This window comes from Arachnia propionica (assembly GCF_003932785.1).
Classification (GTDB): Bacteria; Actinomycetota; Actinomycetes; order Propionibacteriales; family Propionibacteriaceae; genus Arachnia; species Arachnia propionica_B.
The window spans coordinates 26,080-50,270 of record NZ_RQYT01000006.1; the positions used below are offsets into that span (position 1 = coordinate 26,080).

A 24,191-nucleotide genomic window follows, 5' to 3' on the forward strand; every position below is an offset into this window, starting at 1 on the left:
CCCAACCTATCCCTGCCCGGCCACAAGCCTCAGGCAGGTCTCGGAGAGTCCGATCGTGACTCGCTGCCCCCATTCGAGTCGGAGGAAGTCGGATTCGAGCCCGTCGCCGAAGACGACGAGGCGCCCACGGGAGACGAGCTCGACCCTCTCCCCTGCCGCCCGGAGGCCGCCCACAAGGCTCGCCGCCCTGCCGCCCTGGGGCCACGGCTCCCTCACGAAGTACGCGAACTCCTCCGCCGTCGGGCCGGGAAGGTCGAAGTCCGGGCGGTTCTGGAGCCACAGTGACGCCAGCCACCCGGAGGCACCGGTTCCGGTGCCGACGATGACCCCCGAGGAGGACTGCTCCTCCCACTCCCCGGCCACGCCGAGTGCGTAACGGGACGACTGGTGTCCCCGGTCGCCGATGTAGACCTCGTTGAGGGCCCGGAGCTGCTGCCCGTCGTCGAGGACCGCCTCCACGAGGTGCCTCTCCTCGACGGGTCCCGGCTCCTCCAGCACACGGCGCAGCGTGCCGAGGGAGTGACCACACAGCGGCCCCCTCCCGGAGGGGTTGATGCCCGCGACGGGCTGTCCGTCGAGATATTTGGCGACGTTGGCGACGAGCCCGTCCTGCCCCACGACGACGATCAGGTCGTCGGCCTCGAAGAGGAAGCGGGAGAGCATGGAGCGTTCCACCACCGCGTTGCGCCAATCACTGGGCGTGAGCGCCACCACCTCCTCGAGGGTGCGCCGCTGGGCGCGATCCACATCCTGGAGCGGGGCCAGGGCCTGGCCGCGGGAGGCGAGGAAGAACTCCACCGCCCCGAGGGTGGCGTGGCGAGCGAGGAGTTCCTCGAGTTCGGTGTGGCGGTGCACGACCACCAGTCGCGGGGCGCTCATGCCCGGGCACCGTCGACGAGGTTTCGGATGGCGCTGCCCAGCATGTCGGGTGTGACGGTGAGGGCGTCGATCCTGGGGAGCACCCCGGCCAGTTCGGGGAGCAGGGCTGCGATGATCGCCACCCGGTCGGCGCTGCCGAGGGTCTCCAGCCTGGCCGCCAGTGCCTCCCGTTCGGACTCGGCGAGGAGTCGGTTGCGCTCCACGGTCTGTTCGGTGCGACGGCGCTCGTTGGCTCCCTCGAGTTCCACCAGTTCCGCCTGGCGTCTCGCCAGTTCGGTGCGGTTGTTCAGCTCGTTCTCCTTGATGGCTCGTTCCCGCTCGACGGCCTGGGCGCGACGCTCGTAGGTGGCCCGGTCAGCCTCGGCCTGGGCGGCCTCCCGGGTGACGGTCTGGAATGCCCGCTCCAGATCCTCGTCGGCCCGCAGGGACAGCACGCGCGCCTCGAGCACCGCGATGCCCACCGCCGCGAGGTCCGCTGCGTTCTCGAGTCCGGCAGCCAGCCCCGTCCCCACCTGTTCGAATCCTGTGGCGAGGACCGTCTCGAGCGTGGCTCGGCCGACGGTCTCGGCCACGATCTGCTGGATGCGCTCGACGATTCGGGTCTGGACGGCCTGGAGCGGGGACCCGGTCCAGGACCCGGTGGCGTGGTCGATGGCGAAGTCGAAGCGTCGGGCAACGAGGTCGGCGTCGAGCAGGCGGACGACCAGTGCCATCTGGACGGTGATCTCCTGGCGGTCGGAGGTGAGACCCCGGACGATGCTGCCGAAACTGAGGTCCTCCAGCGGGACCTCGGCCAGGGCGGTACCCAACGGACTGAACCAGGTGGCGGCCCCAGCTCCGAGGGAGCGGATTCGGCCACCCCTGGCGATGAGCAGTTCAGAGTTGGTGTCGACGGTGACGTGGGACAGGAACGGGTACCTGCGGATGGTGGCCATGGCTTCACTCCCTTCTTTTTTGTTGGAGTGACAATATTCTTCGGTAAGATTACTGTCAAGTTGACAGGATATGTCGGGTATAGTGATGGCGTGGACCTGCCGAAGCTCACCCTCGCCGTGGATCTCGTCATCCTCACCATCCATGAGGACCAACTCAAGGTGGCCCTCGTTCGCCGAGGCATTCCCCCCTTCCTGGGGGCCTTCGCCCTGCCCGGCGGCTTCGTGCTCGACGATGAGTCCGTGCTCGACGCAGCACGGCGGGAGCTGGTCGAGGAGGCCGGACTCGTGGTGGAGTCGGCCCACCTGGAGCAACTCGCCACCTTCGGGGAACCGGACCGCGACCCGAGAGGGCGCGTGGTCTCCGTCGCCCATCTCGCGCTGACCCCCTCCCCCGGCCCGCTCGTCGCGGGCAGCGACGCCGCCGAGGCCGCCTGGTTCGACGTGGCGGATCTGCCCCCGCTGGCATTCGACCACGCGGAGATCCTCGCCGTCGGACTCGAACGCGCCCGGGCGAAGCTGGAGTACACCACCATCGCCACGAAGTTCTGCGCCCCGGAGTTCACGATGCGCGAACTCCGGGCGGTCTACGAGACCGCGTGGGGACAGGGGCTCGATCCGCGCAACTTCTCCCGGAAGGTCCTGGGCTCCCCCGGTTTCGTCGTGGAGTGCGGCACCCGCTCCGGGGGTCGGGGCCGGCCCGCCGCGCTGTACCGGGCGGGCGAGGCCGAATCACTCCACCCGGCGGTGCTCCGGGACGGCCTCAGTCGAGCAGGCGAAGCACGACCCCATCCGCCAACAGCCGACCGCGCAGGGTGAGGACGAGCCGCTCCGAGCGGATCTCGGCCAGCCCCTCCGCGACGATGTCCCCGACGCGTTCCCGTTCGCTGCCCGAGAGGACCATCAGCGGCAGGCCGTCGGCGAGTCGCAGCTCCAGCATCACCCGTTCGATGCGTCGATCCTCCGGAGTGAGCACCTCCCTGGCCTGCGCGGGTGACCTGCCCGCCAGGCACTCGGCGGCGTAGCTGCGGGGGTGTCGACGATTCCAGAACCGCACCCCTCCGATGTGGCTGTGGGCGCCCGGCCCGAACCCCCACCAGTTCGCCCCTCGCCAGTAGGCGAGGTTGTGGCGGCACCGTCCCCCCTCGCGCGCCCAGTTGCTGGTCTCGTAGTTGCTGAACCCCGCCGAGGTGAGCACCTCCTCCGCGAGCAGGTATTTCGCCGCCAGTTCGTCGTCATCCGGCATCGGCACCTCGCCCCGCCGCACCCGCAACGCCAGCCGGGTCCCCTCCTCGACGATGAGGGAGTAGGCGGAGACGTGGTCGACGGGGGCCTCGGTGACGGCGTCGAGACTGCGCCGCCAGTCGGCCTCGGACTCCCCTGGGGCCCCGAAGATCAGGTCGAGGGACACGTGGTCGAAGCCCGCCTCGGTCGCCCAGCGGGCGACCTCGAGACCGCGTCCCGGCGTGTGGGCGCGCTCCAGGGTGGCCAGGACGTGAGGCACCACGGACTGCATGCCGAGGGAGATCCGGGTGAACCCGCCCTCCCGCAGCGTCGCCAGGTAGGCGGGATCGACGGTCTCCGGGTTGGCCTCCGTCGTCACCTCGGCGTCCGCGGCCAGGCCGAACCTCTCCCTCAACTCCCCGAGCAGCCCCACCAGGTGCTCCGCGGGCAGCATGGTCGGGGTGCCGCCACCGAGGAACACCGTGGTCAGGGCGGGGCGATCGTCGCCGAGCACCTTCGCCGCAAGATCCATCTCCGCCACCACCGCCGACCGATAGTCGCCGGTGGACATGCCCGCCAACTCGGAGGGCGTGTAGGTGTTGAAGTCACAGTAGCCGCACCTCGTCCGGCAGAACGGCACGTGGACGTAGGCCACCAGCGGACGGTGCGGCACCTCGGCGAGGGCAGTCCCGGGAAGGGCGCCGTCGGCCGGGGCCGGGTCACCGGGGGGTGGCAGGCTGGGCATCAGGGAAGAATAGCGCCCCTCTTCCGCGTTACCCGTCATGAAACCTCAGCGGAACTGGAAGACTTGGGACATGAACCTCACGCGACGCAGCATCCTTGGCCTCGGCGGTCTCGCCACCGCCGCCACCCTCACCGCCTGCGGCAACAACAGCGGACTGGGTGGCTCCTCCGCCGCCCCGACGACCTCTTCCGGGGATGACGGCTCCGGGATCACCCTCAGCCAGTGGTACCACGAGTACGGTGAGCAGGGGGTCCAGGAGGCCGTGAAACGGTACGCGGCGGAGTATCCGGACGCGAAGGTGGAGGTGAAGTGGACCCCCGGGGACTACGGGCAGATCCTCGCCGCCCAGCTCCTCACCGACGACGTGCCGGATGTGTTCGAGGTCGAGCAGGGCGGCTCGCTCGACATGATCCGCTCGGGGCAGATCGCGGACCTCACCGAACTCATCTCCCCGGTCAAGGACGACTTCAACGACGCCGTGATGAAGCGGTTCACCTTCGACGGCAAGGTCCACGGCATCCCACAGACCATCGACATGCAGCTCCTGTTCTACCGTCCGTCCATACTCCAGGCCGCGGGGGTCAACCCGCCCACCACCTTCGAGGAGCTCGTCGCCGCGGCCAACGCCGTCGCCACCCCGGACATGGGCGGCTTCTACGCCGGCAACGACGGGGGTGTCGCGGTGCTCGGCACCATGCTGCTGTGGGCCTCGGGCCACACCCAGCTCGACGAGGAACGCACCAAGGCGGCATTCCTCACCGACGAGTTCTACGCCGCGCTGACCGCCTACCGGGAGTTCTCCACCTCCAAGGGCCTGCTGCAGGCCGCCTCGGCCGAGTGGTACTCGGGGGCGCCGTTCGCCCAGGGCGAGACCGCCATGCAGTGGACCGGGCTGTGGACGCTGCCCGAGATGATCGCCGCCCACGGCGACGACGTCGCGGTGCTGCCGTTCCCGAGGATCGGCGCGACGGGCCGACCGGCGGTTCCCTTCGGCGCCTTCGGCGCGTGCGTGGCCGCCAAGGGCAGGAACGTCCAGGCCGCGAAGGACTTCGTCAAGTGGCTGTGGATCGACCAGACCGACAAGCAGGTCGACTTCTCCGACTCCTACGGCACCCACATCCCGGCCCGCAAGTCCCTGGTCGCCAAGGCCAGCAAGCTGCAGTCCGGTCCCGGCGCGGATGCGGCGCGATTCGTCGAGGAGCACGGCTTCGCCAACGACATCATGTGGTCCGGCTCGCTGGGTGACACCTACTCGGCCGCCATCAGCAACGTCGTCAAACAGGGCACCGACCCGAAGGATGCGTTCAACGGCTTCGCCGACCTCGTCGCCGCTGAGCTCGAGAAGCTGAAGGGGTGACCCGGCACCGCGGGGGGCTGTGGTTCCTCCTGTTCACAGCCCCCTTCGCGGTCGGCCTGCTCGTCTTCGTCTACGTCCCGATTCTCTGGAGCGCGGGCCTGTCCCTCTTCGAGGCGAGGAACACGCTCACCCCGACCCGTTTCGTCGGGTTGGAGAACTACGCGACGCTGCTGGCCGACCCGCTGTTCCGGGACTCCCTCATCGTGTTCGCGATCTTCGCCCTCGGGATCGTCCCGCTCACCTACGTTTGTTCACTCGGTCTCGCGCTGCTCCTCAACGGCCTGCGCTGGGGCCAGGCGTTCTTCCGCTCCGTGTACTTCATCCCGACGGCCGTGTCCTACGTCGTCGCCGCCCTCGTGTGGCGCTTCGGTTTCTTCTCCGGCACCCGGTTCGGGCTGGTCAACTCCCTCATCCGCAGCCTCGGCGGGGACCCCGTCAACTGGCTGGGCGGCGCCAACGGGCTGTACTGGGTGGCGCTGGTGTCCGTGCGGCTGTGGCTCCAGTCCGGCTTCTACATGATCCTGTTCATCGCGGGCCTCCAGCGGATTCCCCCCGAGACCTACGAGGCGGCGGCCCTCGACGGCGCCCACGGCTGGAAGGTGCTGCGTCACATCACGCTCCCCCAGCTGCGCGCCACCTCGGTCGCCGTCATCATGCTGCTGCTCATCAACGCCTTCCAGGCCTTCGACGAGTTCTACAACATGCTCGGCTCCATCGGCACCTACCCGCCCTACGGTCGGCCCCCGCTGGTGCACCTCTACCTCGTCGCGCTCGGCGGCGGCCAGCAGAACCTCGGCCTGGGTGGCGCCGGGACGATGATCCTGGCCTCCATCATCGTCGTGTTCGGTCTCGTGCAGAACCGGGTGTTGAACAGGGGGAATCGCTGATGTCCACGAAACTCGGCACGGGGCTGCGTTACGGCGTGGCGACTGCGCTGGCCCTGTTCTTCCTGCTGCCGTTCTACGTCATCGTCCGCAACGCGTTCTCCACCACCCAGAACATCACCGCCGCGCGCTGGAACTGGCTGCCCGACCAGCTCAACCTCACCAACCTCGATTCCCTGCTGGCCAACGACTCCATCGGGATCGGCAGGGCGATGCTGAACTCGGCCATCATGGCCACCCTCCAGACCTGCGGCACCGTCGTCGTCTCCCTCATGGCCGGATACGCGCTCGCCCGGTACACGGGATGGGCGGCACGGGTGCTGCTGGGCATGACCATCTTCACGCTCATGGTCCCGGCCGCCACCACCTTCGTGCCGATGTTCATCATCACGGCCCAGTTCGGCTGGATCGACTCGTTCCGGGGGCTGGTCATCCCCGGCATGTTCTCCGCCTTCGCGACCTACCTGTTCCGGCAGGCCTTCCTCGACTTCCCCGTCGAGCTGGAGGACGCCGCCCTCGTCGACGGCTGCAACCCCTTCACCGCCTTCTGGCGGATCGTCGTCCCCAACGCCAAGGAGACCATCGCGGCGGTCGGAACCATCGTGCTCATCGGCTCGTGGAACGCGTTCCTGTGGCCCTCACTCGTCGGCCGCGACGCCACCCGGACCGTCCAGGTCGCCCTCAGCCAGTTCATGACCAGCCAGGGGGTCCGCTATCCGGAGCTCTTCATGGGCTCCCTCATCGCGATCGCCCCGATGCTGGTGGTCTTCCTGTTCCTGCAACGCTTCCTCGTCCAAGGGCTGACCACCTCGGGTCTCAGGTGAGTCGGGCAATGAGGGTGAAGGACGCCGGGAGCCGTTCCGGGCGATCCCTGAGCCGGAACTCCCCTCGGTCGTCGGCCACCATGAGGCCGGGCAACGCGTCCCAGGGCACACTGTCGTGCTCGACGAGCAGTTCCAGCGCCAGTCCCACATCGAGGATCGCCATGACGATCTCGGACAGGGCATGATTCCACTCCATCGACACGGGCGAGGCCACAGCCTCCTCCCCGGTGTAGGAGTACTCGTCACGCCAGATCAGCGCCTCGGTCTCCTCCCAGTAGGGCAGTTCCAGGGACGGCGTCGCCAGGCCCGGACCGGTGATCCAGGGCTGCTGTTCCCGGTCCGGATGGGGGTGGCCCACCTCCTGGGCCACGAGGGAGTTCAGCACCGGGTGCGAGTCCCTGACGAACAGGCGCCCCCCGGGGCGGAGCAGGCCCCGCACCGTTGAGGCCCAGCGCCGGATGTCAGGTACCCAGCACAGTGCCCCGATCCCGGTGTAGACCAGATCGAAGCGACCTCGACCCAACATCTCCGCCGCATCCAGGACATCCGCCACGACGTAGTCGACCTCGACCCCGGCCTCGGCCGCGATCCGCCGCGCGTGATGGATGGACCGGGGCGACAGGTCGAGTCCGGTCATCCGGGCCCCGAGACGAGCCAGGCTCACCGTGTCCGTGCCGAGATGGCACTGGAGGTGGACTGCCTCGAGCCCGGTGACCTCCCCCAGCCGCGGCAGGTCGAAGGCCACCACCCGGGAGATCCACTGCGGATCCGTCACCCGATCCACCTCATACCCACGGGAGCCGACGTGCACATCGGCACGCGCATCCCAGTTGGCCCGGTTGATCGTCAGATGGTCCATGCGCCGACCCCCACCTACTTCTTGGTCGGCTCCGAGGTTGACAGTGCGGCGACGAAGGCCTCCTGGGGGACCTCGACCCGGCCCACCATCTTCATCCGCTTCTTGCCCTCCTTCTGCTTCTCCAGCAGCTTGCGCTTGCGGGAGATGTCACCGCCGTAGCACTTGGCGAGGACGTCCTTGCGGATGGCGCGGATGGTCTCGCGGGCGATCACCCGGGAGCCGATCGCGGCCTGGATGGGCACCTCGAACTGCTGCCGCGGGATGAGCTCCTTGAGCTTGCCCGCCATGGCCAGACCGTAGGAGTAGGCCTTGTCCTTGTGGACGATCGCGGAGAAGGCGTCCACCGGGTCGCCGTGGAGGAGGATGTCCACCTTGACCAGGTCGGCGACCTGCTCACCGTCGGGCTCGTAGTCCAGCGAGGCGTAGCCCTTGGTGCGTGACTTGAGGGCGTCGAAGAAGTCGAAGACGATCTCGGCCAGGGGCAGCGTGTACCGGATCTCGACGCGGTCCTCCGAGAGGTAGTCGAGTCCCCGCTGCACGCCGCGCCTGGTCTGGCACAGCTCCAGGATGGTGCCGATGTACTCGCTCGGGGTGAGGATGGTGCCCCTGACCACAGGTTCGTGGACCTCCGCGATCTTGCCCGTCGGGTACTCCGACGGGTTGGTCACGGTGTGTTCGCTGCCGTCCTCCATCACCACCCGGTACACCACGTTGGGGGCGGTTGAGATGAGGTCCAGGTTGAACTCACGCTCGAGACGCTCCCGGACGATCTCCATGTGGAGCAGACCGAGGAACCCGACCCGGAACCCGAAACCCAGCGCTCCGGAGGTCTCCGGCTCATAGGTGAGGGCGGCGTCGTTGAGCTGGAGCTTCTCCAGGGCCTCGCGAAGCTCGTTGAAGTCGTCCCCGTCGATCGGGTAGAGCCCCGCGTAGACCATCGGGTTGGGGTGGCGGTAGCCACCCAGGTCCTCGGTGGCGGAGCGCGTCGCCCCCGTGATGGTGTCGCCCACCCGGGACTGGCGGACATCCTTCACCCCGGTGATGAGGTAACCGACCTCGCCCACGCCGAGGGCCGCCGCCTTGACGGGCTCCGGGGAGATGACCCCGACCTCCAGCAGGTCGTGCTCGGCCTTCGTCGACATCATGAGAATGCGTTCGCGATGACTCAGCTCGCCGTCCACCACCCGCACGTAGGTGACCACACCCCGGTAGGTGTCGTAGACCGAGTCGAAGATCAGGGCCCGGGCGGGAGCGTCGGGATCGCCCACCGGCGGCGGGATCTGCGCCACGATCTGGTTGAGCAGTTCCTCAACCCCCACACCGGTTTTGGCGGAGACCTGCAGCACCTCGGACTCGTCGCACCCGATGATGCCCGCGAGTTCAGCGGCGTACTTCTCCGGGTTGGCGCTCGGCAGATCGATCTTGTTGAGCACCGGGATGATGTGGAGATCCGCCTCCAGGGCCAGGTACAGGTTGGCCAGCGTCTGGGCCTCGATGCCCTGGGCGGCGTCGACGAGCAGGATCGCACCCTCGCACGCGGCCAGCGAACGCGACACCTCGTAGGTGAAGTCGACGTGGCCTGGGGTGTCGATCATGTTGAGGATGTGCTCGGTACCCTCGACCGTCCACGGCATCCTCACCGCCTGCGACTTGATGGTGATGCCGCGTTCGCGTTCGATGTCCATCCGGTCGAGGTACTGGGCCCGCATCGCGCGTTCATCCACGACCTTGGTCAACTGCAACATCCGATCGGCAAGGGTCGACTTGCCGTGGTCGATGTGCGCGATGATGCAGAAGTTGCGGATGATCGACGGGTCGGTCTTACCGGGAGCGGGCATTCACGGTCCTTGGTTCCGGGGAGCGGGACGAGTCATCATCTCATGGATCGCCCCGATTTGGCCCGAACCCCACGACTCGGCTAATCTGGACCGTCGCGTCCGTGCGGCGCCCGTACCGAGTACCCAGAACTGAGTGAGGCAAGCCCAAGTGGCAAACATCAAGTCCCAGAAGAAGCGCATCAAGACCAACGAGATCGCGCGCCAGCGCAACAAGGCGATCAAGTCTCAGCTGCGCACCCACGTGCGCAACTTCCGCACGGCCGTCGCCGAGGGCGACAACGAGAAGGCCATCGAGCTCGCCAAGGTCGCGAACCGCGCCCTGGACAAGGCCGTCACCAAGGGCGTCATCCATGCCAACCAGGCGGCCAACCGCAAGTCGGCCATCAGCCTGACCGCCAACACGCTCGCCTGATCCCACGATCAACGCTGACAGCGCCCTGACCCACTCGGTGGTCCGGGCGCTGTTTCACGTATGCTCCACGCAACCGACCTTCACGAGGGGGAACACCAGATGCACGCTGTCGGATTCGACCGGGAGAAGTACCTTGCCCTGCAGGGTGAACACATCGAGGCCCGGCGCAGACAGTTCGGCGGCAAGCTCTACCTGGAGTTCGGGGGCAAGCTCGTCGACGACATGCACGCCTCCCGCGTGCTGCCCGGGTTCACCCCCGACAACAAGATCGTCATGCTCGCAGGGCTCGCCGACGAGGTGGAGATCGTCGTGGTCGTCAACGCCGAGGACTTCTCCCGCCACAAGGTCCGGGCCGACCTCGGCATCTCGTACGAGGACGACGTCCTGCGCCACATCGATCTGTTCCGCGACTACGGACTGCACGTCGGCAGCGTCGTCATCTCGAGGTGGAGCAACGACAACCGTCAGGCGGCGGCGTTCAAGCGCAAGCTGGAGCGGCTCGGCATCAGGGTCCACCGCCACCACGCCATCCCCGGCTACCCCCACGACGTCACGAGGATCGTGTCGCCGGAGGGCTACGGCCGCAACGACTACGTGGAGACGGAGCGGGATCTCGTGGTGGTGACCGCACCCGGACCCGGCTCCGGGAAAATGGCCACCTGCCTGTCCCAGCTGTACCACGACCACCAGCGCGGGATCCGGTCCGGCTACGCCAAGTTCGAGACCTTCCCCATCTGGAACCTGCCCCTCAACCACCCCGTCAACGTCGCCTACGAGGCCGCCACCGCGGACCTCGACGACGTCAACATGATCGACCACTACCACCTCGCCGCCTACGGGGTGCAGACGGTGAACTACAACCGCGACATCGAGATCTTCCCGGTGCTCAAGCGGCTGTTCGAGCAGCTGCTCGGCGAGAGCCCCTACCAGTCCCCCACCGACATGGGCGTCAACATGGCGGGGATGTGCATCAGCGACGACGAGGTGTGCCAGGAGGCGTCCCGGCAGGAGGTCATCCGCCGCTACTTCAAGGCCAGGGTGCAGGAGCAGCGCGACCAGCTGGAGCCCACCCAGTCGGAACGGATCGCGTTGCTCATGGGACAGCTGGGTGTCAGCGGGGAGGATCGCCCCGTCGTGGTCCCCGCCCTCGAGCGGGAGAAGGCCACGAGGGCGCCCGCCGCCGCGATCCAGCTCCACGACGGTCAGATCATCGTCGGCAAGACCTCGCCACTGCTCGGGGCCTGTTCCGCCATGCTCCTCGATGCCCTCAAGGCCCTCGCCGGGATCGACCCGGAGGTCAAGCTCCTGGAGGAGGAGACCATCGCCCCGATCCAGAACCTCAAGACCCAACATCTCGGCAGCCGGAATCCGCGGCTCCACACCGACGAGGTCCTCATCGCCCTTGCGGTGAGCGCCAACCACAGCGAGTTCGCCCGCCGCGCCCTGGCGCAGCTGGAGAACCTGCGTGGCTGTGAGATCCACTCGACGGTGATCCTTGGCCCCGTGGACGAGGCGATCCTTCGGAATCTGGGGACGAACGTCACCTCGGAACCCGTCTTCCAGACCAAGAAGCTCTACCGCAAACGCTGACGACTCATCGTCGACGCTGCGCCACCACCCCGAGCACCAGTTTCTCCAGCGCGTACTCGGGGCTGACGGAGGCGCCCTTGACCTCCGCGTCGGCGCGGGCGATGAGCTGGATCGACGCGGCGACCCCCGCCGGCTGCCAGTGCCGTGCCTGCCGCTGATAGTCCTTGACCTTGAACGGTGGCACCCCCATGCGGGCCGCGAGGTCCGCACCGCTTGCCCCTCGGGCGTCGAGGAGCTGCCCCATCGCCCGGAACGCGCCCGCGAAGGCCGAGGTGAACAGCACCGGCGCGGTGCCGGTGCCCAGCGACCAGCGCAGTTTCTCCAGGGCCTCGGAGGTGTTCCCCGCGAGCACGGCATCGACGACCTGGAACGAGGTCACCTCGGCCCTGCCTGCGAAGTAGCGCCCGATGAGGTCGACGTCGATCTGGGTCCCCTCAGCGTCCGCCGCCAGCTGCGACACCGCCGCGACGAGACTGCGCAGGTCGGTTCCCACCGCCGCGACCAGCGCCGACGCGGCGTCCAGGGTCATCCTGACCCCCAGCCGACGCGCCTCCTCCACGCAGACCTTCGGGAGGTCCCACGGCTTCGGTGCCGCGACGGCGACCACCTCCACCTTCGCCTTCTTGAGACGGTCCACCAACCCGCGTCCCTTGTTCCCGCCCTCGTGCACGAGGATCAGGCAGAGCTCCGGGCCGGGATCGGAGGCCAGCGCGACGAGGGCGTCGAACACCTCACCCGGGGTGGAGCCGATGTCCTGGATGACCGCCACGATGTGGCTGGCGAACAACGACCCGCCGGCCACCTCCGACAGCATGGCATCGGCGAGTTCCACGGCCTGGACCCGGTTCACCTCCGCGTCGGGCTGCTCGGCCAGGGCGGCCGCCCGCCGATCCGCCACAACCCGCGACGTCAGCAACGACTCCGAGCCGGTCACGAGCAGGGCAGTACCGAAAACACTCACGCGACCAGCATGCCACCTCACGGCTCCCACGGCGTCACACGCACCCCCGTCGCGCTCGCCGACACGAGGAGATGGCCCTGGAGGTCGGTGCGGGCAAGAGTCATCCCGGCCTCCTCGGCGGCCCGGATCGTGCGCTCCGCCGGATGCCCGTAGCGGTTCCCCCTCCCCGCGCTGACGACGGCCAGCGAGGCGCCGGTGCCGGCGAGCAGCTGGAGGTCCTGCTTCGCCGCGCCGTGGTGGGGCAGTTTGTACACCGACACGTGCGGGTCGATGCCGAGCCGCTCCAGCTCCCGTCGCGCCACCGCCTGGCCGTCCAGCTCGATGTCGCCCGGGAGCAGCACCCGCACTCCCCCGACCTCGACGATCGACACCACCGACGAGTCGTTCTCGACGACACTCTCACCGTCTCCCTCCGCATCGGAGGCCGTCGGCAGCCACGCCGAGACCGCCAGCCACGACACCGCGCCGATGCGATACCGAAGCCCCGGCTCGCCCGTCACCACCTGCGCCCCCGCCGCCTCGGCGGCGGCGACGACCTCCGCCGCGGCCCGTGCCGGGGAACGCAGGGGACTCACCACCACGACCGCGGGACGGTAACGCCGCAGCACCTCCTCCGCCCCGCCGATGTGGTCCTGATGGAAATGGGTGAACACCACCATGGGGATCGCACGCACCCCCAGATCCTCCAGACACTCCAGCACCAGGGCAGGTTCCGGGCCCGTGTCCACGAGGACCGCCTCGGTGGGCCCGGCGCGGACGACGGTGGCGTCGCCCTGGCCGACATCGCAGAAGACGACCGTCCACGGCCCAGGTGGGAGCCGTGGGATGAAGTTCACCACCACCAGCACCCCGGCCAGAAGCAACGCCACCCGCGGATGATCGACGACGCGAGGGGCCAGCCAGAGGCAGAGCAGCAGCAGGATGAGGCTCGACAGGATGCCTGCCGGTCCCCGCGGCCACGGCAACGACGCGCTCGGCCATGTCGACACCATGGCGGCCACCGCCAGGATGGGCTGCACGGCGAGCCCGGCCAGCCCGGCGACGAGGGCAGCGGCTGCGGGCCACCACACCAACAGGGCGGCCGCCAACCCCAGGACCGTGGCAGGTCCGACGAACGGGCCGGCCATGACGTTCGCCACGACCCCGCTCACCGACACCCGCCCCGACAGCTCGGCCGTCAACGGTAGGGTCGCCAGCTGAGCGGCCAACGGGATGGCCACCGCCTCCGCCACCCAGTCCGGACACCACCGCGACAGCCGGGAGACGATCGTCCCGCCGACTGAGACGATGCCGAGGCAGGCGCTCACCGACAGGGCGAACCCCCAGGACCGGGACAGCCACGGGTCGATCCCGGTGAGCAGCAGCACCGCCAGGGCCAGGCCGCGCAGGCTCCGCCGTCCCCTGCTGATGCCGATGGCTGGCAGGGCGATGAGCCCCATCGCTGCGGCGCGCAGCACCGACGGTTCGGCGCGACACACCAGCACGAAGGCGAGAACCCCGATCGCGGCCACCACTCGGATTCCCCAGCTCCGCACCCCCAGCCATCGGGACGCCGCCATGAGCACCCCCAGGAGCAGGGTGAGGTTCGCCCCGGAGACCGCCATGAGATGGGTCAGCGAGGTGGCCTGGAACTGCGCCTGCACCTCCGGGGTCACCGCGCTCCGATCCCCCAGCACGAGGGAGGGCACCAGACCCGCCTGGTCGGGTGGTAGCGAGGCGCTGGCCCGGAGGAGCCCCTCCCGGATCGCGGTCACCGTCCGATCCCACGGCCCGGGTTCCCGGATGACATCGCCCACCCGCCTGACCGCGAGCACCACCGCCATCGGGGAACCGGGGTCCTCCGGGCGCAGCACACCGGCGACCTCCACGACACCACCGGGAGGCAGGGCCGCCATCCGTTCACCCTGGTCCCGCGCCGCGACGAGGGTCGCCGGGATCTCCCCGGTGAACCGTTGCGTGGCCGTCGTGACCACGACGAGCCGCGCCCGTTGCAACGTGAGCCCGTCACCTCGTCCGGGAGGACGAGTCGGGTCACCGTCCACGACGACGCGACAGGTGACGTGGGCGCCGGTAGCGGCGAGCTCCGCCACCGGTCCGCTCCTCAGCGCCCATTCCCTGGCACCGGCCAGCAGGGCGGTGACAGCCAGGACCACGAGCATCGTGCGCCACCATCGTCGAGCCACCACCAGCCCCGCCACCGTCAGCACCCCGAGCAGCAGCAACGCCGTCCCGGGGCCGGGACGCCACCCGGAGGTGCCCAGCCACGCCCCCAACCAGGCGGCCGCGCCGGCCGGGGCGAGCCGCCAGTCCTGTTCCGTCACACCCGCACCAGGGGAGCGAGCCGCTCGTAGGTGCGCGGTCCCACGCCCGAGACCTCCTGCAGCTGCGCGACATCCGTGAAGGGACCGTGCTCGTCCCGCCACGCGACGATGTCGGCCGCGAGAACCGGCCCCACCCCGGGCAGGGACTCCAACTGCTCGGCGGTGGCGGAGTTGAGGTCCAGGACGCCGCCACTCGCCGCCGTGGTCGATGCCACGACCTCACCGCGGGGTGCGGAGCCGTCCCCGATGATGATCTGCTGACCATCCTGGATCACGGCTGCCAGATTGAGCTCACCCGGTGCGGCGTCCGGCCGCAGCCCCCCGGCCGCCTCGATGGCGTCCTCGACGATGCTGCCCTCCGGCAGCCGCACCACACCGGGGTTGACGACGGCCCCCAGCACGTGGACCCGCAGCTGACGCGGCTGCGGCGTCGCCGATGCGCTGGCGGAGGCCGTCGCGGATGCGGGGGACGACTCGCGGACGGGGGCGGCAGGGACCTCCGTCGCGGAGCTCCTCGTGAGGGCATGGAAGCCGATCAGCGCCACGCCGAGGAGGAGCGCCAGCACCACCGGGAGGTGCTGACGGCCGAGGGCCACCACGGCACGCAGCGGCGGTTCACGGGCTGGCTCCGCGATCGGCTGGTAGCCCTCCTCGGGACCCGGAACCCGCTCCTTGGTGAGGAACGCGAGCCGATCCAGCGGCTGCGGTTTCTGCGAGGTGTTCACATCCTCACCATGGACACGAACGGGCCCCATCGGTCACCGCGAGGGCCACCTGTGGACAACCCGGCGGGTTCCCGCCGCACGGCGCCCCGCAATGGACCTCCCACCCACTTGACGTGGGGGTCCGCATTGGCAAGGCTGAGCCCTGAAGGTCGGCTCCTCACCGGCCTGTATCCGAGTGGAGTGTCACATGTCGAAGTACAGCAAGCGGCTCACCTCAGCGCTGGCCGCATCCGCCCTTGGTCTCGCCGGAGTGATCGTGGCTCCGACACTGCCCGCCGCCGCCGACGAGGTGACGTGCGCCCCGGGCACGACCAAGGTCTCCATCCTTTCCTACAACGATTTCCACGGTCGCATCCTCCAGGCCCCCGCCCTGTTCACGGCCATCGAGAAGATCCGTGACGCCAGGGGCCAGGCCAACGTCGGTCTGGTCAGCTCCGGCGACGACATCGGCGGCTCGACATTCGAGTCGATGGCCGACGACGACTTCCCCACGCTGCGGATCATGGCTGCCGCCGATCTCGACGCCGTGGCGGTCGGCAACCACGAGTTCGACAAGGGCTGGTCGGACCTGGCCGGTCGTGTCCACGCGGCACTGCCGTTCCAGGAACTCGGCGCGAACGTCTACACCAAGGGCACCACCGACGTGGCGCCGCCGCTGAAGTCCCACGAGATCTTCGAGGTCGGGGGCCTCAGGGTCGCCGTCATCGGTGCCGTCACGGCCGACCTTCCGTCGCTGGTGAGCCCCTCCGGGCTGGCCGAGGTGACCATCGGGGATCCCGTCGAGGCGATCAACCGTGTCGCCGCCTCGCTGCCCGCCGACGTGGACCTCGTCATGGCAGCCGTGCACGAGGGCGCCCCCAACGGCAGCAGCGACGGCGCCAGCCAGGCCGCCCTGTCCCCCAACTTCAACGCGATGTGGACCGGCATCGACCCGCGGGTGAAGGTCGTGCTCAACGGCCACACCCACCAGTCCTACGCGTGGACCAACGACAAGGGCCAGCTGTTCACCCAGGCCGCCTCCTACGCCACCCAGCTCAACGAGCTGACCGCGTGCGTCACCGCGGACGGTCAACTCAGCGGCGAGGTGGGCAACGTCAACCACGTCATCGATCCCAAGGCCGTCGACCCCTCCCACCCCCGGGTCGCGGAGATCCAGAAGATCGTGAAGGAGGCCGTCGACAAGGCCAACGAGGTGGGCAAGAAGGTCATCGGCACCGCGAACCAGGCGATCTCCACCCCGACCGGCAACGCGGATGTCCGCAACGTCGAGTCGCCGATGAGCAATGCCGTGGCCCAGCTGTTCTTCGACACCCTGAGCAAGGGGAATCCCGAGTTCATCGGCATCCAGAACCCGGGTGGCACCCGGGACTCGTTCGACCAGGGGGACATCACCTACCGTGAGGCCGCCCTCGCGCTGCCCTTCGCCAACACCCTCATGACGACGCAGATCACCGGCGCCCAGTTCAAGACGGTGCTCGAGCAGCAGTGGCAGCGCAAGGCCGACGGCACCGTTCCCTCCCGCCCCTTCCTGCGGCTGGGGCTGTCCAGGAACGTGTCCTACACCTATGACGAGTCCCGTCCCGAGGGGGACCGGATCACGTCGATCTTCGTGGCCGGGAAGCCCATCGATCCCGCGAAGCTGTACACCGTTGGTTCGGGTTCCTTCCTCATCGCCGGTGGCGACAACTTCTTCGAGCTCGCCAAGGGCACCGGGACCAAGGACTCCGGTCGCGTGGACCTCGAGGCCTGGATCGCGTGGGTGACCGCGAACCAGCCACTGTCCCCGGATCACAGCAAGCGCGGTGTCTCCATGACGGCGGCGGCCACGGAGCTCAAGGAGGGCGGTGCCGCCACCACGTTCACCTTCGATGTCACCGCGGCCGAGCCGGTCTCCCCCGAGGGCCTGGACATGATGCTCGGCAAGGCCACCGGCCGCGACCCGAAGGACCCCGCGAAGGTGACCCCCGCCGTGCCCAACACCAAGGTCACGGTGACGCTGGACGGCAGTGTCGTGGGCACCGGCACCGTGGCCGACGGGAAGGCCAGCGTCGAGGTGTCGGTCCCCTCGTCGTGCACCCTGGACACCCGCGAGGCGGTGCTCACGTTCACCATCGAACCGTCCGGCACCGTCGTGCACCGCAGCGTGAGGGTTCAGGGCGACGGGGTCGCCTGCACGACGCCGGAGAAGCCGGGCAAGCCGGTGCCGCCGAGGCCCGGTGACCCCAGGCCGGGTCTGCCCCGCACCGGGGCCGGGCTCAGGTGACCGGATGTGCTGACCGGGAGGGCCGCGGCGGCGGGGTCACCCCTCCGCCCGGTTCCCCAGGAACGCGATGAGTTCCGCCCGCGTGGGCGGGTTGGCACCCTGCCGACTGCACACGATGGCGGACGCAGCCGCCCCCCACCTGAGCGCTGATTCCACGTCGTCCGGCCGCTCGGCGAACCGCGCCAGGAATCCGGCCATGAAGGTGTCCCCCGCCCCGACGGTGTCCACCAGGTCGATGGCGTGCCCCGGGACGCGGTACTCGCGTCCATCGGGCTTGACCGCGACCACCCCCTCGGCGCCGAGAGTGACGATGGCGAGCGAGAGGCCGTACTCCGCGCACCACGCGTGGACGTACGGCAGAGGGTCGTCATCATCGACGAGCCAGCAGATGTCCTCGTCGCTGGCCTTGAGGATCCCGGCAGCCGAGCCGACCGCCTCGATGAGGGGCTCCACCCTCGAGAAGTACTCCGCCCGGTCCGGCAGCACGGTGGGCCGGACGTTGATGTCATAGCTCAGCGACGCCGGGGTGGAGCGCACGAACTCGACCATGGCCTCCGCCCCCGGCTGCACCACGGCCCCGATGGACCCGAAGTGCACCCAGTCGTCCTCCGTGAGCTGCGGGAACTCCTCCCGACGCCACCCGAAGTTCGACGTGTCGTGGAAGTGGAAGGTGTACTGGGCCTTGCCCTCGGCGTCGAGGGACACAACCGCCACCGAGGTGGCGTCCCCACTGCGCACCGCCAGATCGGTGGCGACGCCGTTGGCCTCGATGTATGACGACAGTTGCTCCCCGAAGGCATCGTTGCCCAGTCTCCCCAAGAAGTGGGTCTCCTCCCCCAGCCGCGCCAGACCGATGGCGGTGTTCATGGGGCCACCCCCACACAGGGCCGCCCAGCGGGTCTCAGCCGAGGAGACGGTTTCGACGGGAAGGAGATCGATGAGTGCTTCACCGCAGACCACGAATCGCATGGGCCAACTCTAGGACCTGGCATGGGGGTTGCGCGGCGGGAGTGTCGACGAACGGACCAGAAATCATGCGGGCGGCGGCGCGGCCGTCCGGTGCAGTTCGGCGAGCCATGGCAGCAATGGATGCTGCGGTGCCCGGGTGTCCAGCTGCCTCAGACACTCCGCCAGCTGGGGTCCCCGGCCATCGGCCCAACAGGCGAGCCCCAGCACGGCCAGGACATCGTCCGCCTCGGCCTCCGAAACGGCCCGACGCGCCTCGGCCAGCCGATCCACGACCCTGCCGGGGCGCCGGACCAGGACATGGTCAAGAGCCTCCCCGGCCAGTGCCGGTTCCCGGAGCAGGAGGGCCAACTCCGCTCCCTCGATGGGCAGCAACGGCTCGGCCGAGCCGAGGAGGGCGTCGAGGAGCTGGATGCGTCCCGCCGTGTCCAGCGTCACGATGTGGGCCCGGGCCTGCTCGGTGAGGAGCTCCGCCTCCAACGGGTCGAGGGTGCTGCGGACCATCGCGACGGCGGCGTCACGGTCCGCGGCCACCGACACCCCCTGGTACACCGCTGAGGCCATGACCGAGGACGACCTCGCGTCCCAACGGCGTGGGCTCTGATCCCGGAGCGGACCTCCCAACAGGTCCCAGTACCGGTTCTCGTCGGCGACCAACGCCACCACGAACCACGGCTGCCACTCCTCCAACAGCTCCCGGAGCGGTTCCTCGTGGGCCTCCGGGATGTTCGTGTAGGCGAGCAGGGCCAAGGAGTCCACCCCGGCCCGGCCGATGGCGCACCCGATCTGGGCCATGAAGGCTGCGGAGTCGGCACGCAGCCCCGTCAGATCGACGCGGGCGCAGAACTCCACGGTGTTCCCGGCCACGCCCAGCACGACGCATGACTCCCGGGGGTGGAACCCGAGGCAGACCCCGGGGACGTTGAGCAGCTCACGATGGCTGCGGGTTCGGATTCTCGGCTGTGTCCTCATGCAACCCACTCTGGGCAGGGATTCCCCGAAGTGGTCACGGCATCATCATTTCGGGGCCACCTGTTGACAACCCTGCGCGCTATCGTGGAGCCACCATGAGCACCCCACAATGGCAGCCGCCCCGACCCAATGGCCGAGACCCCCGGGTCCCCTTCGGCGCGCCCCAGCAGCCCCAACAGTATCCGCCGCCCCAGCTCGAGGACTACCAGGAGCCCCCGAGCAGTCTGGGACGCACCCTGCTCCTCGTCATCGGTGGCCTGGCCCTCGTCGGCCTCGTCCTGTTGGGGCTGCAGTTCTTCGGCACGCCTCGCGAGGAGTCGGGGGCGGCCACGCCGAGCCGCCCCGCCCCCTCGGCGGCCGAGGAGTCCCTCGGGAGGTCGGGGTCCTCGATCCCGTTCGACAGCTACGGCAAGGGAACCTTCGAGGTGGTCAGCCACACCTGGGGTGAGGGAACCCTGGACGTGGAGGTCCGGGTCACCCTCACGGAGGGGCAGGGAACCTACAGCGCCTACGTGTTCAACAACGAGACGATGGTGAACTCCGACGTCATCGACGCGGAGACGATCCATGTCAGCGCGGGTGAGACCAAGACGGCCAAGTGGCGGTTCCTCACCAACCGGGCCGACAGCACGGTCGTGCTGGCGACCTCGGCTGGGACCCCCGTCACGGCCCTGCCGGTCAGCGGGTAGTCGGCGCCTGGGCCGTCTTCTCGGCGGCCGCCTTCTCCCGCTCCTCCACCGCGTCGGGATGGTCCTTCGACAGCAGCACGACCCCGTAGACGGCGATCGCGCCGGAGAGGATCATGCCCACGGACGGGCCGATCCCCATGCCGCTGCCCTCACCGAGGATGAACAGCCCGAACAGCACCGCGACGAAAGGGTCGACGGTGGTCATGGTCCCCACGGTGATCTCGGCCGGCCCGGAGGCGTAGCCCTGTTGGATCATCCACACGCCCAGGACGTAGCAGGCGATCATGTAGCCGATGACGATGAGCGTGGTGGGATGGAAGAGCTCGAAATGTCCCGACTGCACCATGTTCATGGCGGCCTTCATCATGCCGGAGGCCAGACCGTAGAAGATCGCCCCGACCGACGACCAGAGCATGGCCTTCGCCCACGGGGCGGCCTTCCTCGCGGCGAAGAAGGACAGGATCGCGCAGATCACGCACACCGCGATGAATGACCAGGTGACGGGCATGAATCCGAACTGCTTCTCACCCCGCGCGAACACGGAGGAGAAGATCGTGAAACCGACCACCCCGAGCACGGTGACACTGACGGCCCGCCAGACCCGCATCGGGATCTCGTGTCCGTGGATGCGGGAGGCCAGCAGCACCGACCACGGCACGGCGAGGATACCGACGGGCTGGACGACCGCCACCGGGGCCATCGTCAGCGCCCACAGGTGCAGCAGCGCCCCGAGGAGCACGCATCCGAGCCCGAGCAGCCACTTCGGGATGAGGAAGAGCTTCAGCAGTCCCATCATCGTCAGCTTGTTCGACGACGCGGTGGCGCCGGGCTCGAAGGTTGACTTCACCCCCAGGGACTGCAATATCGCCCCACTCGCGAAGAGGAAGGAGGAGAGGACCTGCAGCCCGATGGCCAACGGAATGTTCACTCAGATGCCTTTCGATGTGGCGGGATGGTCGGGTTCAGCTCCCGCGGGGCCCGCTCGAACACAGTTCGTCTGCCTCACCCTAGCGCGTCGGGCGGGCAGACGAACTACGACCACGGTCGCGATTTTCCCGGATCATCCGGTGTAGACGACGACCTTGTCCCCCACCTTCACCTCATCGAACAGCGTGGCGATGGCCCCCTTGTCGCGGACGTTGACGCAGCCGTGCGAGGCTCCCTGGTAACCGCGGGAGGCGAAGTCGGCGGAATAGTGCACGGCCTGCCCACCGGAGAAGAACATGGCGTAGGGCATCTCCGAGCCGTATTCGGTGGAGACATGGTTGCGCGACTTCCAACCAACCGAGAACGAACCGTTCCGGGTGGGGGTCTCCGCCGAACCGAATCGGACGTCGAGAACCGTCTTGATCTCACCGTCGATCACCCAGGCGAGTTTGCGCTGCTTCTTGGAGATGCACAGCACCCGCCCGGTGAGGCAGCGGTCGTCGAGCGACATCGCCGCGGGGGATCGCTTCTCCGGTTCGCGGTTGTGCTTCTCGTCCTCGGTGGGCCTGCGGGTCATGCCGTGCAGCCGGTCCAGGGTCCGCTGATCCACCTCGCCCGTGACGGGCAGCTGCCGCTTCTCCTGGAAGCCGCGCACCGCAGCGATCGTCCCCTCGCCGTACCTGCCGTCGATGAGCTTGTTGTACCAACCGATCTGCTTGAGGCGGGCCTGGAGGTCGCGAACCTCGTCGCCCTCGGCGCCGTTGCTCAGCAGGGCCGGTCCGGCGACGAGAATGTTGTGCTTCTCCTCATGGGTGGGTTCCCGCGTCATGCCGACAAGGGCGTCGAGCGTGCCCCGGTCGACGAAGCCGTGGACCGGCAGGCCCCGCTTGCCCTGGAAGCCCTCGACCGCCAGCTGCGTGGCCGCGTCGAAATCCCCCGTGATGGGACCCTCGTACCAGTCGAGTTGGAGCAGTCGGTGCTGGAGGTCCCGAATCTCCTCACCCGAGTCACCGGGCGAGTGGAGCGCTGACACCGGTTCGGGAGTGGGCACGGTCTCCGTCAGGGGCTCGGAGGCCACCTCGGTCGCCTCGAACTCCGGGGCAGGGCTCCCCGCCTCGTCGGCTGCCTCCGGGGCCGTCGTGCCCTCGCCCGGTTCGGGGTTCACGGTGGCCACGGATGCCACCGCCTCGTCCCGGGTCGGGGTCGCCGGCAACTCACGGGCGCACCCGGCGACGGCCAGCATGGCCAGCATGGGCAGAACAACGAGACGACGCATGGCGCGACCTTCCTCACGGTTGGAGAGAAGCCAGAAGATTGCCGCAGCGAGCCTAACCGGAGTTCAGTCCTCGTCCCGGGATGACCCGCCGTCGGTCCGGAGAAGGCGACGTCGACTCCGGTGGTCGGGGAGCACCGAGGCGACCAGGTCCCAGAAGTCGGGGCCATGGTTCGGGTGCCGGAGGTGGGCGAGTTCGTGGACGACCACGTACTCGAGGGCCTCCACCGGGTACCGGGCCAGCATCACGTTGAGGGTGATGGTCCGGGTCCGGTGGTTGCAGGAGCCCCAGCGGGTCCTCATCTGGCGATATCTGATTGTCGATGGTTCGGGTACCTGCATTCGAGGTACACACTGGGAGACGAACCGGGAGGCCCAAAGGTTCACCTCCGCCGCACGGAATCTCGCGAGTTCGCGTTCCACCGTCTCGTCGTCCGGACCGCTGAGGTGCAGTACGTCCTCGTGCAGTGCGGCCATTGCGGGAAGCCCAGAGGACCGGACCACACGCAGCCATCTCCCCCAGTGCCGGACGGCCCCGTCGTCAACGATGCGATCCGCCCCGGCCTCACGCCTGACGTGCAGGGTCCGCTGTCTCTCGATCCACGGCTGTCGCTCCGTCACGAAGCGCCGGATCAGTGCATCCGCGGTGCCGACGGGGGCTGACACGGCCACGACGGGGCCGGACCCGGGGACGCGCATCCGCAGGTTCTTCATCCGTTTCACGGTGACCTCGACCCGGAGATCCGCCACGGTCAGCACTCGGCTCTGCATCCCAGGATTGTCGCACGACGGATGTCATCCCTGTCGTCGTCGCGGCAGCTGGGCCGCCCGGCCGGCGAGAGCGCTGAGGACGGTGGCCGCGGTGGTGCCCCCGAGGAGGACCGCGCCGAGCACCGTGAGCTGGAAGAGACCCGCCTCGAGTGGGCTGGCTCCCCCGAACAGGGCACCGATGAATGCGCCGGGCAGGGTGACCAATCCGGTGTTCCTGGTCTGGTCGAGGTTGGGCAGCAGAGCCTCCACGATCGACTCACGCCGAAGCCGTGCCGTGGCCTGGGAGGGGGTGGCCCCGAGCGCCAGCCAGCCCTCGACCTCCCCCTGATTGGCCAACAGATCCGTGACGAGGTGCCGGGCGGTGAGGGTCACCGTGGCCATCGCGTTCCCGATGACGATGCCGGCGATCGCGATCGTCTGCTGTGCCCTGAAGGGCACGAGCCCCAGCATGATCACCGCACCGATGGCCACCCCTCCACCGACGAGGACGGCGATCGTGGCGTTGCGTCGTCCCCTCGGCAGGTCCGCGGCCCGACCTGCCGCTGTCCATGACGCGGTGGTGAACATCAGGGCGATGAAGGCCAGGGCCAGCCAGGGCCATTCGGTGACCCCACTGAGCAACGTCGCGATGGCGGCCAGTTGCACGGCTGCCCGGACCACGGCGACGGCGGGTGCCCAGCCGAGCGGCACCCGGTGGGCCCTCAGGAGCAGAACGGTCAGCGCGACGAGCGTCACCATGGCGGCGGTGAAGCGCAACACGTCCGGCCAGCCGTTCATGG

22 protein-coding genes are annotated in these 24,191 nt (G+C 68.9%); 8 read left to right on the top strand and 14 right to left on the bottom strand.

Translation table 11 applies throughout. The annotated features are described in order from the left end of the window. Positions 1 to 6: 6 nt before the first annotated feature. Together EII35_RS04465 and EII35_RS04470 are read right to left on the bottom strand one after the other, a co-directional pair. Complete coding sequence (locus tag EII35_RS04465) at positions 7 to 879, bottom strand: NAD(+)/NADH kinase (protein ID WP_125227269.1); 873 nt, start codon at positions 877 to 879, stop codon at positions 7 to 9. After that, entirely contained in the window at positions 876 to 1,814 is a 939-nt protein-coding gene (locus EII35_RS04470) for an SPFH domain-containing protein (RefSeq protein WP_185744162.1), read from the bottom strand. The genes EII35_RS04465 and EII35_RS04470 overlap by 4 nt, the downstream gene beginning before the upstream one ends. 90 nt (positions 1,815 to 1,904) lie before the next feature. Here EII35_RS04470 and EII35_RS04475 point away from each other — a divergent pair, with 90 nt between their 5' ends. After that, the gene (locus EII35_RS04475; RefSeq protein ID WP_125227271.1) at positions 1,905 to 2,630 is read left to right on the top strand and encodes an NUDIX hydrolase; all 726 of its coding nucleotides are present in this window, start codon (positions 1,905 to 1,907) and stop codon (positions 2,628 to 2,630) included. Here the strand turns inward: EII35_RS04475 and hemW are convergent. Then, the gene (hemW, locus tag EII35_RS04480) at positions 2,575 to 3,780 is read right to left on the bottom strand and encodes a radical SAM family heme chaperone HemW (RefSeq protein WP_125227272.1); all 1,206 of its coding nucleotides are present in this window, start codon (positions 3,778 to 3,780) and stop codon (positions 2,575 to 2,577) included. The two genes, EII35_RS04475 and hemW, sit on opposite strands and share 56 nt — an antisense overlap. A gap of 70 nt (positions 3,781 to 3,850) precedes the next feature. On the opposite strand from hemW, the gene EII35_RS04485 reads away from it, so the two are divergent. Genes EII35_RS04485 through EII35_RS04495 form a run of 3 tightly spaced genes read left to right on the top strand, consistent with a single transcriptional unit; the run spans position 3,851 to position 6,845 of the window. Next, entirely contained in the window at positions 3,851 to 5,137 is a 1,287-nt protein-coding gene (locus EII35_RS04485; protein ID WP_125227273.1) for an ABC transporter substrate-binding protein, read from the top strand. Beyond that, entirely contained in the window at positions 5,134 to 6,024 is an 891-nt protein-coding gene (locus EII35_RS04490) for a carbohydrate ABC transporter permease (RefSeq protein ID WP_125227274.1), read from the top strand. The genes EII35_RS04485 and EII35_RS04490 overlap by 4 nt, the downstream gene beginning before the upstream one ends. Then, positions 6,024 to 6,845, top strand: a complete 822-nt coding sequence (locus tag EII35_RS04495) for a carbohydrate ABC transporter permease (protein WP_185744163.1) — start codon at positions 6,024 to 6,026, stop codon at positions 6,843 to 6,845. Before EII35_RS04490 ends, EII35_RS04495 begins: the two co-directional genes overlap by 1 nt. On the opposite strand, the gene EII35_RS16620 is transcribed toward EII35_RS04495, so the two are convergent. Both EII35_RS16620 and lepA read right to left on the bottom strand, forming a co-directional pair. Beyond that, on the bottom strand, positions 6,838 to 7,704 hold the full coding sequence (locus EII35_RS16620) for a class I SAM-dependent methyltransferase (RefSeq protein ID WP_125227275.1): 867 nt from the start codon (positions 7,702 to 7,704) through the stop codon (positions 6,838 to 6,840). The two genes, EII35_RS04495 and EII35_RS16620, sit on opposite strands and share 8 nt — an antisense overlap. A 14-nt stretch (positions 7,705 to 7,718) precedes the next feature. Then, positions 7,719 to 9,542 carry a translation elongation factor 4 gene (gene lepA / locus EII35_RS04505; protein ID WP_125227276.1) on the bottom strand — a complete coding sequence of 608 codons (1,824 nt, stop codon included), beginning with the start codon at positions 9,540 to 9,542 and terminating at the stop codon, positions 7,719 to 7,721. A 148-nt stretch (positions 9,543 to 9,690) separates the two neighbouring features. Here lepA and rpsT point away from each other — a divergent pair, with 148 nt between their 5' ends. Next, entirely contained in the window at positions 9,691 to 9,954 is a 264-nt protein-coding gene (gene rpsT / locus EII35_RS04510) for a 30S ribosomal protein S20 (RefSeq protein WP_125227277.1), read from the top strand. A gap of 99 nt (positions 9,955 to 10,053) precedes the next feature. Beyond that, positions 10,054 to 11,544: a DUF1846 domain-containing protein gene (locus EII35_RS04515; RefSeq protein WP_125227278.1), complete on the top strand. Its 1,491-nt coding sequence runs from the start codon at positions 10,054 to 10,056 to the stop codon at positions 11,542 to 11,544. A 4-nt stretch (positions 11,545 to 11,548) separates the two neighbouring features. On the opposite strand, the gene holA is transcribed toward EII35_RS04515, so the two are convergent. From holA to EII35_RS04530, 3 genes are read right to left on the bottom strand one after another with little or no spacing between them, the layout of a single operon-like run. Continuing rightward, positions 11,549 to 12,505 (bottom strand): DNA polymerase III subunit delta, encoded by a 957-nt coding sequence (holA, locus tag EII35_RS04520; RefSeq protein WP_125227279.1) that lies wholly within the window; start codon positions 12,503 to 12,505, stop codon positions 11,549 to 11,551. 17 nt (positions 12,506 to 12,522) lie between these two features. Next, complete coding sequence (locus EII35_RS04525; RefSeq protein ID WP_125227280.1) at positions 12,523 to 14,826, bottom strand: ComEC/Rec2 family competence protein; 2,304 nt, start codon at positions 14,824 to 14,826, stop codon at positions 12,523 to 12,525. Beyond that, positions 14,823 to 15,551, bottom strand: coding sequence for a ComEA family DNA-binding protein (locus tag EII35_RS04530; protein WP_185744164.1), 729 nt, complete (start codon positions 15,549 to 15,551; stop codon positions 14,823 to 14,825). Before EII35_RS04530 ends, EII35_RS04525 begins: the two co-directional genes overlap by 4 nt. Before the next feature lie 187 nt (positions 15,552 to 15,738). Between EII35_RS04530 and EII35_RS04535 the strand changes: the two genes are divergently transcribed. After that, positions 15,739 to 17,814, top strand: coding sequence for a bifunctional metallophosphatase/5'-nucleotidase (locus EII35_RS04535; RefSeq protein ID WP_125227282.1), 2,076 nt, complete (start codon positions 15,739 to 15,741; stop codon positions 17,812 to 17,814). Positions 17,815 to 17,850: 36 nt separating this feature from the next. Here EII35_RS04535 and EII35_RS04540 read toward each other — a convergent pair whose 3' ends face one another. After that, on the bottom strand, positions 17,851 to 18,783 hold the full coding sequence (locus EII35_RS04540; protein WP_125227283.1) for a carbohydrate kinase family protein: 933 nt from the start codon (positions 18,781 to 18,783) through the stop codon (positions 17,851 to 17,853). Between the two features lie 63 nt (positions 18,784 to 18,846). After that, positions 18,847 to 19,752 carry a DUF4192 family protein gene (locus tag EII35_RS04545; protein ID WP_125227284.1) on the bottom strand — a complete coding sequence of 302 codons (906 nt, stop codon included), beginning with the start codon at positions 19,750 to 19,752 and terminating at the stop codon, positions 18,847 to 18,849. A 95-nt stretch (positions 19,753 to 19,847) separates the two neighbouring features. On the opposite strand from EII35_RS04545, the gene EII35_RS04550 reads away from it, so the two are divergent. Continuing rightward, positions 19,848 to 20,441, top strand: a complete 594-nt coding sequence (locus tag EII35_RS04550) for a hypothetical protein (RefSeq protein ID WP_125227285.1) — start codon at positions 19,848 to 19,850, stop codon at positions 20,439 to 20,441. On the opposite strand, the gene EII35_RS04555 is transcribed toward EII35_RS04550, so the two are convergent. The 4 genes from EII35_RS04555 to EII35_RS04570 form a co-directional block, all read right to left on the bottom strand. Beyond that, entirely contained in the window at positions 20,431 to 21,369 is a 939-nt protein-coding gene (locus EII35_RS04555) for a hypothetical protein (RefSeq protein WP_125227286.1), read from the bottom strand. The genes EII35_RS04550 and EII35_RS04555 overlap by 11 nt on opposite strands. Positions 21,370 to 21,501: 132 nt before the next feature. Next, positions 21,502 to 22,644 (bottom strand): L,D-transpeptidase family protein, encoded by a 1,143-nt coding sequence (locus EII35_RS04560; protein WP_125227287.1) that lies wholly within the window; start codon positions 22,642 to 22,644, stop codon positions 21,502 to 21,504. A 63-nt stretch (positions 22,645 to 22,707) separates the two neighbouring features. Then, positions 22,708 to 23,412 carry a M48 family metallopeptidase gene (locus tag EII35_RS04565; protein WP_125227288.1) on the bottom strand — a complete coding sequence of 235 codons (705 nt, stop codon included), beginning with the start codon at positions 23,410 to 23,412 and terminating at the stop codon, positions 22,708 to 22,710. Positions 23,413 to 23,436: 24 nt separating this feature from the next. Beyond that, positions 23,437 to 24,189, bottom strand: a complete 753-nt coding sequence (locus EII35_RS04570) for an ABC transporter permease (protein WP_125227289.1) — start codon at positions 24,187 to 24,189, stop codon at positions 23,437 to 23,439. Between the last annotated feature and the right edge of the window lie 2 nt (positions 24,190 to 24,191).

Excerpts from the sequence above, each read along its gene's own strand:
- EII35_RS04550 (WP_125227285.1), top strand. The coding sequence starts at position 19,848 with ATGAGCACCCCACAATGGCAGCCGCCCCGACCCAATGGCCGAGACCCC.
- EII35_RS04495 (WP_185744163.1), top strand. The coding sequence starts at position 6,024 with ATGTCCACGAAACTCGGCACGGGGCTGCGTTACGGCGTGGCGACTGCG.
- EII35_RS04535 (WP_125227282.1), top strand. The coding sequence starts at position 15,739 with ATGTCGAAGTACAGCAAGCGGCTCACCTCAGCGCTGGCCGCATCCGCC.
- EII35_RS04570 (WP_125227289.1), bottom strand. The coding sequence starts at position 24,189 with ATGAACGGCTGGCCGGACGTGTTGCGCTTCACCGCCGCCATGGTGACG.
- EII35_RS04465 (WP_125227269.1), bottom strand. The coding sequence starts at position 879 with ATGAGCGCCCCGCGACTGGTGGTCGTGCACCGCCACACCGAACTCGAG.
- EII35_RS04540 (WP_125227283.1), bottom strand. The coding sequence starts at position 18,783 with ATGCGATTCGTGGTCTGCGGTGAAGCACTCATCGATCTCCTTCCCGTC.
- EII35_RS04560 (WP_125227287.1), bottom strand. The coding sequence starts at position 22,644 with ATGCGTCGTCTCGTTGTTCTGCCCATGCTGGCCATGCTGGCCGTCGCC.
- EII35_RS04565 (WP_125227288.1), bottom strand. The coding sequence starts at position 23,412 with ATGCAGAGCCGAGTGCTGACCGTGGCGGATCTCCGGGTCGAGGTCACC.
- EII35_RS04485 (WP_125227273.1), top strand. The coding sequence starts at position 3,851 with ATGAACCTCACGCGACGCAGCATCCTTGGCCTCGGCGGTCTCGCCACC.
- EII35_RS16620 (WP_125227275.1), bottom strand. The coding sequence starts at position 7,704 with ATGGACCATCTGACGATCAACCGGGCCAACTGGGATGCGCGTGCCGAT.
- EII35_RS04545 (WP_125227284.1), bottom strand. The coding sequence starts at position 19,752 with ATGAGGACACAGCCGAGAATCCGAACCCGCAGCCATCGTGAGCTGCTC.
- EII35_RS04470 (WP_185744162.1), bottom strand. The coding sequence starts at position 1,814 with ATGGCCACCATCCGCAGGTACCCGTTCCTGTCCCACGTCACCGTCGAC.
- lepA (WP_125227276.1), bottom strand. The coding sequence starts at position 9,542 with ATGCCCGCTCCCGGTAAGACCGACCCGTCGATCATCCGCAACTTCTGC.
- EII35_RS04515 (WP_125227278.1), top strand. The coding sequence starts at position 10,054 with ATGCACGCTGTCGGATTCGACCGGGAGAAGTACCTTGCCCTGCAGGGT.
- hemW (WP_125227272.1), bottom strand. The coding sequence starts at position 3,780 with ATGCCCAGCCTGCCACCCCCCGGTGACCCGGCCCCGGCCGACGGCGCC.